This window comes from uncultured Nocardioides sp. (assembly GCF_947488025.1).
Classification (GTDB): Bacteria; Actinomycetota; Actinomycetes; order Propionibacteriales; family Nocardioidaceae; genus Nocardioides.
This window is the reverse complement of record NZ_CANKYS010000007.1, coordinates 53,507-65,401: the sequence shown is the minus strand read 5'-3', so window position 1 is coordinate 65,401 and position 11,895 is coordinate 53,507. Positions and strand designations below refer to the sequence as shown.

The following is an 11,895-nucleotide window of genomic DNA, read 5'->3' as shown; positions in this document are numbered from 1 at the left end:
TTCACAACGGGGACGACGCTAAGTGGCGACGATCACACGCGTCAAGCACTCAGCGACATTTTCTGTGACGTTTCACTCAGAAGGATCCGTCGACTACGCTCCGAGGGCCCCCTCAGTCAAGGAGCCAGATGTCCAGGACCGCCGCGTCGCCGCGACCCGGTCGACGCCCGTCGGTCAAGGACGTCGCAGAGCGGGCGCAGGTGTCGTTGGGCACCGTCTCCAACGTGCTCAACCGCCCGGACCGCGTGAGCGCCAGCACGCGGGACCGGGTCGAGCGGGCGATGGCCGACCTGGGCTTCGTGCTCAACGAGTCCGCGCGACAGCTCAGGATGGGCCGCAGCAACACCTTCGCCTACGTCATGCTCGACGCGACCAACCCGTTCTTCACCGATGTCGCTCGCGGGATCGAGCTCGCGGCCGAGAAGGCGGACCTCTCCCTGTTCCTCTGCAACAGCGACGGTCGCAGCACCCGTGAGGGCGCGCACCTGGCCCACCTGCAGCAGCAGCGCGTGGACGGCATCCTCATCACGCCCGTCGACCCGGACGCTCCCGAGCTTCCCCGCATCGTGCAGCAGGGCACTCCCCTGGTGGTCGTCGACCGCGCCGCCACGAGCGGGTCGTTCTGTTCCGTGACCGTCGACGACCGGCTCGGTGGACGCATCGCCATCGAGCACCTCCTCGACCAGGGCCACACCCGCGTGGCGTTCGTCGGTGGACCGGACTCGATCGGACAGGTCCGGGACCGCTACGAGGGAGCGTGCGAGGCGTGGCGCGAGGCAGGTCTCCCCGACACCGACCTGATCCGGGTCGAGACCGAGGCGCTGTCGGTCCAGGAGGGTCACGTCGCCGGCGAGCGGCTCGCGGGACTGCCGAAGCGCAAGCGGCCCAGTGCCGTCTTCTGCGCCAACGACCTGGTCGCCCTGGGTCTCCTCCAGCAGGTGGTGTCGAGCGGGCAACGCGTGCCGGAGGACCTCGCCATCGTCGGCTACGACGACATCTCCTTCGCCGCGGGTGCCGCTGTCCCGCTGTCGTCGGTACGACAGCCGCGACAGGCCCTCGGACGCGCGGCCGCCGAGCTGCTGATCGACGAGGTCAACAACCCCGACCACGAGCACCAGCAGGTCGAGTTCACGCCCGAGCTGGTCGCCCGGACGTCGACACTGGGCTGACATGCAGGTCCCGGTCAGAGGCCTCTCGTCGTCATGAGATTGATGCCGTACGGCGTCTCCTCGCGGCCGGACTCGGTGAACCCGAGCTTCGCCAGCACGCGGCGAGAGGCGACGTTCCAGTCCCAGACCGATGCCCACAGCCGGTCGTGACCGGACGCCCTCGCCCAGTCCAGCACCGCCCACCCGGCCTCGGTCGCGTAGCCCTGGCCCCAGGACCGACGCAGGAGCTCGAACGCCAGCTCCGGCTCGTGCACGCCGGTTCCACCCACCAGACCGCAGTATCCGATGACGTCCCCGTCGGCCTTGCGTTCGACTGCGAGCAGCCCGGCGGACGACGGGTCGCCCGCTCGGATCGACGTCTCGAACGCCGCCAGCGTGGGGTGTCCGTCCGCGTCGATGCGACGGTGCGGCGGCACCCGCGCGTCGCGTTCGAGCCACATCTCGCGCTGGACGACGGCTTCCTCCACCAGCCACGGCCTGAGCAGCAGGCGGGTGGTCTCGAGCAGCACGTCGGGGTCACCGGCTCCGCGTGCCATGCCGGCAAGCCTCGCACGACGCCACGCGGCTCGGCGCACCGACGTATCAGATCCCTCCGTCCGGCCTCCTGAACAGGTGGACGAGAAACCGACGGCACGAGCCTCGGCCGTGCTCGGGAGGGACCATGCAGGTGGTGTACCGCGTCGCCTACGCGCCGGGACCCGACGACCCACCCGAGCGCGACCGGATCGTGCGGGACTTCGCCGGCCCGACCGGCCGCGAGGCCCAGGAAGAGGCACACCGGTGGGCCGCCAGCCGCAACCGGCAGCGGCCACCCGAGCTCCGGAGCCAGTGGCCCTGGGTGCTGGAGCGCTGGAACGCGCGGACGCGGGACTGGGAGCACGTCCGTCACCTCCGGTAGGTCACCGCCGGCTACGCGCCACCGGCCACCAGGACGATCTTGCCGAAGTGATCGCCCTTCTCGAGCCTGTGGAGCGCGTCGCGTACGTCGGTGAGGGGGGGCGGTCGAGTCGATGACCGGCTTGATCGCGTGCGCGTCGATGAAACGAGCCATGTCCCGATACATCTCGGCCGAGCCCGTCTCGATGCCGTGCAGCTCGACGTTCTTGGTGACGAGCTCGTAGGTGTTGATGGGGGCGCTGAGCCCGGCGAGCAGTCCGATGAACGCGATCGAACCACCGATCCGCACCGCACGCAGTGACTGGTTGAGGTTCGCGCCCCCGACGGTCTCGACCACGTGGTCGACGCCTCGCCCTCCGGTCCACCTCAGGACCTCGTCGGCCACGTCCGCACTGCGGTAGTCGATGACACGGTCGGCACCGAGATCCGCGAGGCGGACCGCCTTGGTGGAGCTGCTCGTCGTGACCGCGACCCGCGCGCCCAACGCAGTCGCGAACCGCAGGGCGAACATCGCCACGCCACCCGTTCCGTGGACGAGGACCCGATCGCCCCGGCCCACCCGGCAGCGGACCGCGACGGCGTGCCACGCCGTCAACGCCGCGATCGGCAGTGCGGCCGCTTCGGCGGCATCCAGGCTGGCAGGCACCGCCTCGACGTGGTCCTCGTCCAGCACGAGGAAGTCGGCGAGCACACCCGACGCGACGGGGCCACCGACGGGCGAGCGATACGTCTCCGCGCTCAACGCCCCCGAGCGCCAGTGGGGAAGGAACATCGGCGAGACCCGGTCCCCCACCGCGAAACGGGTGACCCCCGCGCCGACCGCCTCGATCGTTCCGGCAGCGTCCGAGATCGGCGTCACCGGCTCCGGCGGACGCCACCCTTCCTCGCCCTTGACGACCAGGAGGTCGCGATAGTTCAGCGACACCGCCTCGACCCGGAGCAGGACCTGCCCCGGGCCGACACACGGCGTCTCGACGTCGCGGACCTCGAGTCGGTCGATGCCGTCCCCGGCGGTCAGCCACCTCCGGGAGGTGGCCGGCAGGGCGGCGGTGTGGCCTGTCATGACTCCATCGTCCGAGCCCACGAACACCGAGACCAGTGGCGCGCGCGACCATGTCCGCAAATATCGCGCCATACTTGACCACGTGGCTCTCCAGCGTGTCCGCGTGATCCTCCAGGCGCCGCTCGCGCCGTTCGAGCTCGGCGTCGTCCACGAGGTCTTCGGCGTCGACCGCACCGACGACGGCGTGCCGGCCTTCGACTACCAGGCGTGCACCGAGGATCCCCGCGAGACGTTCGTGGTCGGCGGTGGCGTCAGCGTCACGACCGGTCTCGACCTCGCCTCCTGCGCTGACGCGGACCTGGTCGCGCTCCCCTCGGGACCGATGCACACGCCCCCCTCGCCCGCGGTGCTCTCGACGGTCCGCGCCGCCGCCGAGCGTGGGGCGTACGTCATCGCGGTCTGCACCGCGGCCTTCACCGTGGCGGCGGCCGGCCTCGTCGACGGGCGGCCCTGCGCCACGCACTGGCGCTACGCCGACGCGCTGCGCGCGCGGTTCCCCGCCGTCGAGGTCGACTCCGACGCGCTCTACCAGCAGGCGGGGAAGGTCGTCACCAGCGCAGGGACCGCGGCCGGGATCGATGCCTGCCTGCACGTGGTCCGTGCGGAGCTCGGGCACACCGTCGCCGGGCGGATCGCGCGCAGGATGGTCATCGCTCCGCATCGCGCGGGCGGGCAGCGCCAGTTCCTCGAGCGTCCGCTGCTGCCCGCGACGAGCGCCGGCCTGGCCCACCTGCTCGAGTGGCTGGACGATCGCCTCGCCGAGCCGCACACCGTGGCCTCGATCGCGCGTCGGGCCCAGGTCTCTCCTCGCACCTTGCTGCGCCGTTTCCACGACGAGACCGGGGTGACGCCGATCGCGTGGTTGACCCTCAGACGGGTGGCTCTGGCCCAGGAGCTGCTCGAGGAGAGCACGCTCCCGGTCGAGGAGGTCGCGCATCGCGTCGGCCTCGGCAGTGCCGCGCTGCTGCGCCACCACTTCCAGGCCCAGGTCGGCGTCTCGCCGACGCAGTACCGTCGCCAGTTCCGTAGCCCCTGAGCGGTGCGACGCGGCAGCTACCGAGCGTCCCAGCCACGCACGGAGTGGATGGTCGCGGTCTTGGGGTACGTCCCCCGCGGGCGGCCGATCTCGAACAGGTCCACCAGGAGCACCAGCGGGTAGTCCGGTGCTTGGCGCACGCGCCTGACGACGACACCTTCACAGCCGATGACGGTCTCGCCCTCACCCCAGATCGCGGTCCAGGTGTGCGGCCGGGTGGCGTCGAACGGCATCCGCACCTCTGTCATGTCAGTGGTGAGGCCCGGACCACCGTGCGCCTTGACCCCCGACCGTGCAGTGGACTCCTCGCCGATGGCGGCGGCATCGATCTCGAAGATGCACACCTCACCCGCCTCTGACTCGTCCTCGTGCTCGGTGCCGACGAGCCAGGCGGCCAGCATGCAGTCGAGGTCGCGGCTGGCGCTCACGGTGATGTCCACGCGCCCGGCGGACGGAGCCCACAGCAGACGCGTCGGCACCTCGGTCCGCACGACGAGCCCGTCGTCTCGGTGCCGGTGCGTGCCGCGGGAGGTCCCCAGTGCCCCCGAGTACGTCCCGGTCTGGAGGTTGGAGACCCGGAGCGGCGCGTCTTCCGGCCGCCAGTCGGGCTGGTCACGATCGATGCGCAACCGGATCCCGTCCCCCGCGATGTCGAACCGTGCGGCGGACCGGTCCGGCGTCGTCCAGTGCGGGAGGTAGTGGGGCACCCAGAGATCCGGACGGGGCCGTCGCGAAAGGCGTCCTCGACGTCAGGGGCGCGACCCGGAGGTCCGGGCAAGGCAGTGGAAGGCTCGCTCATGGGGGCATCGTGGGCTGCGTCGAAGTCGGCGGGCAAGGACACCGTCCGGTCTCATCCCTGCTCCGGCTCGGCCCGGAAGCCGGTCGGCCGTATGGATCGGGCGGGGACGCCGGCGACGATCGCGTCGGCCGGGACGCCCTTGGTCACGACGGACCCAGCACCCACGATGGCGCCGTCGCCGATCGAGACCCCGGGGACGACCGTGACGGAGGCGCCGATCCAGACCTTGCGTCCGATGACGATGGGCCCCGGCTGCATGTCGGCGCGGCGGTCGGGGTCGACGGCATGGTTGAGGGTCGTGAGCGTCGTTCCGTGGCCGATCAGGGTCCCGTCCCCGATGGTGATGCCACCGGTGTCCTGGAAGCGGCAGCCGAGGTTGATGAAGACGTCCCTGCCCAGGTGCAGGTTCTTGCCGAACTCACTGTGGAAGGGCGGGAAGAGGGTGACCGAGTCGTCGACCGGGCGCCCGGTCAGCCGGGCCAGGAGGTCGCGGATCTCTTGCGGCGTCCGGTACGCCGAGTTGAGCTCGGCGGTGACCGCGAACGCCTCCTGCGCGGCGTCGTGCATGAACCGGTGGTGCTCGGACCCGCCCTCGATCAGGCGGCCTGCGTCGACGTGAGCCAGGAACTCCTGCAGGTCCATGCCCGTCACCTCGCCTCGACGGTCGCGGTGACCGGACCACCGAGCGCGGCGATGCGTTCGGCGGCGTCGTCGTCGAGACGACCGAGGACGACGATGCCGGAGTGGAAGGACTGGTCCCCGTAGTAGAGGACGAGGTCGTTGCCGGGCGCGTAGTAGCCGAGGTCACCGACGGCGGGGTCCGCTCCCTCGGGCTGGCCCTCGAGGGACAGGGGTTCGGGCAGCGGCCCGGTCTTCTCGACCCCGCCGTGGTCGACCATGTCGACGGTGACGGGAAGCTGCGCCAGCAGGTCCTGCGCGGCGGCGCTGTCGTCGAGGGTCGCTGTGAAGCGCTGGTCGCCGATCGTGATGCCGATCTGCATCGTGTCCTCATCTCGGTTCGGGCCGGCACCGGGACTCTCCGGTCCCGCGGCCGGGTGTGGGGTCGTGCGTGCTGGTGGACGAGCTCGTCGTCCCGGACGACGGCTCCCGGGTGCCCGGTACCGGCTGATCCGACCCGCACGCGGCCAGGGCCATGGACGCGGCCAGGGCCATGGACGCGCCGGTGGGGCGTACGAGCGTGGCGACGGTCATGGCAGCAGGAGCACCTTGGTGGCGGTGCGCTGGTCCATCGCGGCGTAGCCCTCCGCGGCCCTGTCGAGAGGGAGGGTGAGGTCGAAGACCTTGCCGGGGTCGATCCTGCGGTCCCAGATGAGCTGGACGAGCTCGGGGAGGAAGCGCCGCACCGGAGCGGGCCCGCCGTGGATGTGGACGCCGGCCATGAAGAGCTCGTCACCGGGGATGGAGACGTCGTGGGAGACCCCGACGAACCCGACATGGCCGCCGGGGCGGGTGGAGTGGATGGCCTGCATCATCGACTCCTGGGTGCCGACGGCCTCGATGACCGAGTGGGCCCCGAGGCCGTCGGTGAGCTCCTTCACCTTCGCGACACCGTCCTCGCCGCGCTCCTCGACGATGTCGGTCGCGCCGAACTCGCGAGCCAGTGCCTGACGGTCCGCGTGGCGGCTGAAGGCGATGATGCGCTGGGCGCCCAGCTGCCGGGCGGCGAGGATGCCGAGGAGTCCGACGGCGCCGTCGCCCACGACCGCGACGGTCTTGCCAGGGCCGGCCTCGGCTGCCACGGCGGCGAACCAGCCGGTGCCGAGCACGTCGGAAGCCGCCATGAGCGAGTGGATGAGGTCGGGCTCGGGCATGCCGGGTGTGGCCACGAGGGTGCCGTCGGCGAGCGGGATGCGGGCCAGCTCGGACTGGGTGCCGAGCGTTCCCATGAGCACCCGGTGCGTGCAGTAGGCCTGGTAGCCGGCCTTGCAGATCTCGCACGTGTTGTCCGAGGCCCAGAAGGACCCGACGACGAAGTCGCCGACCTTGATCGTGCGGACCTCGTCGCCGACCTGCTCGACCACGCCGACGTACTCGTGGCCCATCACCTGGTGCTCGACCGGCTCGGCGCCGCGGTAGGGCCACAGGTCGCTGCCGCAGATGCAGGTCGCGCTGAGCCGGATGATCGCATCGGTGGGCTCGATGATCGTCGGGTCTTCGCGGTCCTCGACCCGGACGTCCCCGGGTGCGTGCATGACTACCTGGCGCATGGCGCTGGGCTCCTCTTCGTCGTCGCTGGTCGGCGGCTCCTGTCGCCTCGTCACGAGTGAACCCGCTCCGCAGCGCATGTGGGAGTCCCTGTCGAGGGGTGCACTGTCAGGGCACCCCTCGTGGCTGCAGGGAGCCACCGGACCGGCCTAGTCTCGATGTCGTGGACAACCGAGAAGAAGTGCGCGAGTTCCTGACCACCCGGCGCGCGCGCATCACTCCGGAGCAGGTCGGGCTCGCCACCACGGGAAGCCGCCGCGTGCCTGGGCTGCGGCGCAGCGAGGTCGCGACACTGGCCGGCCTGAGCGTGGAGTACTACGCCCGGCTCGAGCGGGGCCAGATCGCCGGCGCCTCCTCGGGCGTGCTCGAAGCACTGTCGACGGCGTTGCAGCTCGACGAGACCGAACGCTCCCACCTGTACGACCTCGCGCGTGCCGCGGACGGCATCCCGACCAGCGGCCGACGGCGACGGCGTACGCCGGCCAGGGCCGCGTCACGGCTCAGCCTGCAGTGGGCGCTCGAGGCCATCACCGACGGCGTGGCCTTCGTCCGCGACCCCCACCAGAACCTGTTGGCGACCAACGCACTGGGACGCGCGTTCTACTCCCCCGTCCTCGGCAGCGGTGGCAGGACCCCCAACCTGGCTCGGTTCCAGTTCCTCGACCCCGCCTCGCGCGACTTCTATCCAGACTGGGAGCTGTTCGCCGAGATGTGCGTGGGCATCATGCGCACCGAGGCCGGGCGCGACCCCCACGACCGCGGTCTGCAGGACCTCGTCGGGGAGCTCTCCACCCGGAGCGAGACCTTCCGCCGCCTCTGGGCTGCCCACGACGTCCGCACGCACGGCACGGGCACCAAGCGCTTCGACCACCCTGTCGTGGGCGAGGTCACCCTCGTCTACGAGGAGCTCGCCATCACCGCCGAGCCCGGACTCGTCCTGCTCGTCTACACGGCTGAGCCCGGCTCCCCGTCTGCCGAGCGTCTCCGGCTGCTCGCTTCGTGGGCCGCGTCGCAGCAGGCGGCCGTTCCCACCGAACACTCCGAGGAGGGACTTCCCCAGTGAAGCTCGCCCCCAGCCCCACCACCCAAGGGCCAGACCCTCTACGTCGCCGACGACACGAGTACTCCGTCTGACCGAGCCTCCGTAGACACAGAAGACTCCCCCAGGGTCTCGGGTCCCCGGGGGAGTCAGAGCCGCCTGTCGGAATCGAACCGACGACCTAGTCGTTACGAGTGGACTAGGCCCGTCCTCAGCGTCGTTGCTCTACCCGTGCCCTTCCGCTGCGGCTCAAGACAACTTCGTGAACCTACGGGAGGCGACGGAAGAGAACGGGCTGGTTCGGTGATTAAAGGGGGCAATTAGGAGGGAGCGTGTCTGGCCGGCCCACTTCGTTGGCATCGCCCGCCAGCAACGGCCGCGACGACCACCACCACCTTGCTCGGCCTGCCGGCGCCCTGAACGTCGTGGAGCGATCTGGGCAAACCTGGTGAAGGGCCTACCGGAACCGGCGAGGTCGAGCCACCCAGGACCATCGGCACCGGCCGCGGAAAGTCACGGCCTGAGAGAGCCCGCGCTGCAATCCTGAGCGTCAGCCACGAGGCTCCATACCAGGACTGCCGTCGTCTCCGAACGCAACGATGATCTGACACTGCGTGCAGAGGGACTCGCGCTGAATATCGTCGAAACTAAGTGCCCAGAACGTCTGCCAGCTCGGAGACAGGGCACCACAGGCGGCGCGTGCCGCCCCTGGCTGCTTTGCATGCACCAGGGTCGCGGGTCGCCAGACCGGTTCTGACCCGTCGTTCTCATACCTTCCGTGACTAGCCGCGGGAAACCAGCGTCGCCGCGCGGAGTTCCTCGAACTCATGAGCTGCTACTCGAAGATGCGAACTTCGCGGACCGCATGAATAGGCGCTTTGTGATGTCAGCCTGAGGCAAAGTGCCCGCAGCCAGGGCAGTGTTCGTACCGATAGTCAGGCCATGGCCGTTAGTCAACAGCATCTCCTCCGCCGAGTTCGGGGACTGCCGGACCATCGAGGTGAGCCAGGAGTTCCGCCTGTTGGTCCCGGTAGTTCCTCACGTTGGCGAGCTTGACCTCTTCGTATCCGCGCACCATGTCGGGAAGCCGAGCGATCTGGACGGCAACGCCGTGGTTGGTTGTCGTCAACCGGTCGCACAGGCGGTCGACGACGGCGACGTAGTCCTCGACCAGCTCGCGCTCGACCCGGCGCACGTGGGCATAGCCGAATGGGTCGAGTCGTGTGCCGCGGAGCCGCCGCATGGGTACCAGCCCCTTGAAGGCCGGAGCGAACCACCGTCCCAACGTGAGCTTGCGGTCCACGCCCACGGCGCGCAGAACGGGCGGGTGAAGTTTCCACGCAGCGGCGGCGTCGGTGCCGAACCTGGCCGCGAGGTCCCGTCCGACGTGCTCGTCCAGCGCAAGGCGGGCGACCTCGTACTCGTCCTTGTACGCCATCAGCTTGTAGAGGTGTCGCGCCACCGCCTCCGCCAGCTCGGTCGAGCCGGGGACGACGTGCTGCTCGCGCTCGCGGACGCGGCGGACGGTCGCTGCGTAGCGCTCGGCGTACGCCGCGTCCTGGTAGGCGACGAGGTCGTCGTGGCGCGTGCGCAGGAGCCGGTCGAGCTCCGACTCGCCCGGCCGGGCAGCCCACGGGTCGTCGAGGGGCTCATCGGCGGATGCAGCAGCAACAGCGCGGTGGAAAGCACCCGGGTCGCTGACGAGCTGGCGACCGCGCCGGAAGGCCTGGATGTTCGCCTCCACCGCGACACCGTTGAGGCGGATCGCGTCCTCGACGGCCACCGCGGGAAGCGGGATCGCGCCGGACTGGAAGCCAATTCCCACCATCAAAATGTTGGTGTACTGGTCGTCGCCGAGTAGCGCGGCCGTCAGCCGGCGCGCGTCCACCGTTTGGCCGTCCGGACGGGTCAGGTCGCGGATGCGGCTCACCAGCTCGCCGGTGTCGGGGAAGTCGCGGGTGACGTCGGCGACCATGTGGCCGGTCGGCACCTGGGCGGTGTTGATGACGGCGACGGTCCGGTCCGCAGCCACGACGTCCAGGTTCGCGGCATCGGCCGCCACCAGAAGGTCGCAGCCGACGTAAAGGTCGCACTCACCGGCGGCCAGCTTGTTGGACGTGCCTGGGCCATGGCGCCAGAACCGGACATCGGAGACGACCGCGCCACCCTTCTGGGCAAGGCCGGTCTGGTCGAGCGACCGGGTGGCCCAGCCGGCGAGCAGGCCGGCGGTCGCGAGCACCTGGGAGACGGTGACGACTCCCGTGCCGCCGACCCCTGCGAGGCGGATGCCAAACTGGTCCGCGAGCGCCGTCACGGCCCGCGGGTCGGGGAGCTCCTCGGCGGCGACCGGGTCGAGCGGGGAGCCGCTCATGCGGGCCGCACCCGGCACCACGGTCATGAACGCCGGGCAGTCACCGTCCAGGCAGCTGTAGTCGACGTTGCAGCTGCCCTGGTGAATCTGGGTCTTGCGGCCGAGCTCGGTCGGGACGGGCTGGACGGACAGACAGTTGGACTTACGACCGCAGTCGCCGCAGCCTTCGCAGATCCGCTCGTTGATGTAGACGTTCGCCTCGGGCTGCTCCAGCTGACCGCGCTTGCGCTTGCGTCGCTTCTCGGTCGCGCACTCCTGGTCGTGGACCAGCACCGTGACGCCGGGCGTCGCGGCGAGGACACGCTGCGCCTCGCCGATGCGCTCGCGGGACCAGACCTCGACGCCGCGCGGGAGGCGACGCTTCCGGTAGCGACGCATGTCCTCGGTCGTAACGATGATCCTCGCGACCCGCTCTGCCCGCAGCACCTCGATGATCTGCTCGATGCCCATGCCACCCACCGCTCGCTGGCCGCCGGTCATCGCCACGGCCGAGTTGTAGAGCAGCTTGTAGGTGACGTTGACGCCGCTCGCGACGGCGGCGCGGATGGCGAGGGACCCGGAGTGGTCGAAGGTGCCGTCACCAAGATTCTGAACATAGTGCGAGCGGTCGACGAAGGGTGCGATGCCAATCCACTGCAGGCCCTCCCCCCCATCTGCGACAGGCCGGTGACGGTCCCGACCTGGGACTCCTCCATAAGGAGCACCATCGCGTGGCATCCGATGCCACCTCCGACGAGTGAGTCCCCACCCGGCTTCGTGGAGGAGTTGTGCGGGCAGCCGGAGCAGAAGTACGGCGCCCGCTTGTCCGCGGGAGCCAGCGGGAGGAGCACGCGTCGGTGGGCGGGCAGGCCCTCGGCGGGCTCGATGGCGCGGTGCGCGGCCAGACGCTTGCGCAGGCTGGGAAGCAGTCCGTCGACGTCGAGCTCTCCGTAGGCAGGCACGAGGTCTTTGCCCTCGTCGTCGCGCTTGCCGGTGACCTTCGGGGCTCCGTCGCGGCCGTACAGGATGTCCCGGACGGCCGACTCCATGAACGACCGCTTCTCCTCCAGGACGAGGATCTCGTCGAGGCCGTCCGCGAAGTCGCGGACACTGCCGGGGGACAGCGGCCACGGCATGTCGACCTTGAGCAGCCGAACGGTGCTGCTCTCGAGAGCACCCTGGGTGAGGCCGACGCGCTCCAGCGCGGCGAGCAGGTCCTGCCAGGTGCGTCCGGCGGCGACGATGCCGAGGGTGTCCGAGGCACCTCGCCCGACGACGCGGTTCAACCCGTTGAGGCTGGCGTACTCCTCGGCGAG

The 11,895-nt window shown here is 70.4% G+C and carries 10 protein-coding genes and 1 pseudogene; 4 read left to right on the top strand and 7 right to left on the bottom strand.

Annotated elements, in window-relative coordinates; translation table 11 throughout:
* Nucleotides 1-128 precede the first annotated feature (128 nt).
* Nucleotides 129-1,169 carry a LacI family DNA-binding transcriptional regulator gene (locus Q1B24_RS12860; protein ID WP_299929029.1) on the top strand — a complete coding sequence of 347 codons (1,041 nt, stop codon included), beginning with the start codon at nt 129-131 and terminating at the stop codon, nt 1,167-1,169.
* Nucleotides 1,170-1,183: 14 nt separating this feature from the next.
* Here Q1B24_RS12860 and Q1B24_RS12855 read toward each other — a convergent pair whose 3' ends face one another.
* Complete coding sequence (locus Q1B24_RS12855; protein WP_299929026.1) at nt 1,184-1,705, bottom strand: GNAT family N-acetyltransferase; 522 nt, start codon at nt 1,703-1,705, stop codon at nt 1,184-1,186.
* Nucleotides 1,706-1,839: 134 nt separating this feature from the next.
* Between Q1B24_RS12855 and Q1B24_RS12850 the strand changes: the two genes are divergently transcribed.
* The gene (locus Q1B24_RS12850; RefSeq protein WP_299929023.1) at nt 1,840-2,067 is read left to right on the top strand and encodes a hypothetical protein; all 228 of its coding nucleotides are present in this window, start codon (nt 1,840-1,842) and stop codon (nt 2,065-2,067) included.
* Nucleotides 2,068-2,175: 108 nt separating this feature from the next.
* Here Q1B24_RS12850 and Q1B24_RS21870 read toward each other — a convergent pair.
* Nucleotides 2,176-3,129 (bottom strand): annotated as a pseudogene (locus Q1B24_RS21870) (NAD(P)-dependent alcohol dehydrogenase); the annotation flags it as partial.
* Between the two features lie 82 nt (nt 3,130-3,211).
* On the opposite strand from Q1B24_RS21870, the gene Q1B24_RS12845 reads away from it, so the two are divergent.
* Nucleotides 3,212-4,165, top strand: a complete 954-nt coding sequence (locus tag Q1B24_RS12845) for a helix-turn-helix domain-containing protein (protein WP_299929021.1) — start codon at nt 3,212-3,214, stop codon at nt 4,163-4,165.
* A 17-nt stretch (nt 4,166-4,182) separates the two neighbouring features.
* Here the strand turns inward: Q1B24_RS12845 and Q1B24_RS12840 are convergent, their stop codons facing one another.
* The 4 genes from Q1B24_RS12840 to Q1B24_RS12825 form a co-directional block, all read right to left on the bottom strand.
* Complete coding sequence (locus Q1B24_RS12840; RefSeq protein ID WP_299929018.1) at nt 4,183-4,872, bottom strand: hypothetical protein; 690 nt, start codon at nt 4,870-4,872, stop codon at nt 4,183-4,185.
* A 143-nt stretch (nt 4,873-5,015) separates the two neighbouring features.
* Nucleotides 5,016-5,606 (bottom strand): DapH/DapD/GlmU-related protein, encoded by a 591-nt coding sequence (locus Q1B24_RS12835; protein ID WP_299929015.1) that lies wholly within the window; start codon nt 5,604-5,606, stop codon nt 5,016-5,018.
* Between the two features lie 5 nt (nt 5,607-5,611).
* On the bottom strand, nt 5,612-5,965 hold the full coding sequence (locus Q1B24_RS12830) for a cyclophilin-like fold protein (protein WP_299929012.1): 354 nt from the start codon (nt 5,963-5,965) through the stop codon (nt 5,612-5,614).
* Nucleotides 5,966-6,172: 207 nt separating this feature from the next.
* A complete protein-coding gene (locus Q1B24_RS12825; RefSeq protein WP_299929527.1) occupies nt 6,173-7,192 on the bottom strand; it encodes a zinc-dependent alcohol dehydrogenase family protein in 1,020 nt (339 codons plus the stop codon).
* 161 nt (nt 7,193-7,353) lie between these two features.
* On the opposite strand from Q1B24_RS12825, the gene Q1B24_RS12820 reads away from it, so the two are divergent.
* Nucleotides 7,354-8,253: a helix-turn-helix transcriptional regulator gene (locus Q1B24_RS12820; RefSeq protein ID WP_299929009.1), complete on the top strand. Its 900-nt coding sequence runs from the start codon at nt 7,354-7,356 to the stop codon at nt 8,251-8,253.
* 925 nt (nt 8,254-9,178) lie between these two features.
* On the opposite strand, the gene Q1B24_RS12815 is transcribed toward Q1B24_RS12820, so the two are convergent.
* Nucleotides 9,179-11,317, bottom strand: a complete 2,139-nt coding sequence (locus Q1B24_RS12815) for an indolepyruvate ferredoxin oxidoreductase family protein (protein ID WP_299929006.1) — start codon at nt 11,315-11,317, stop codon at nt 9,179-9,181.
* Between the last annotated feature and the right edge of the window lie 578 nt (nt 11,318-11,895).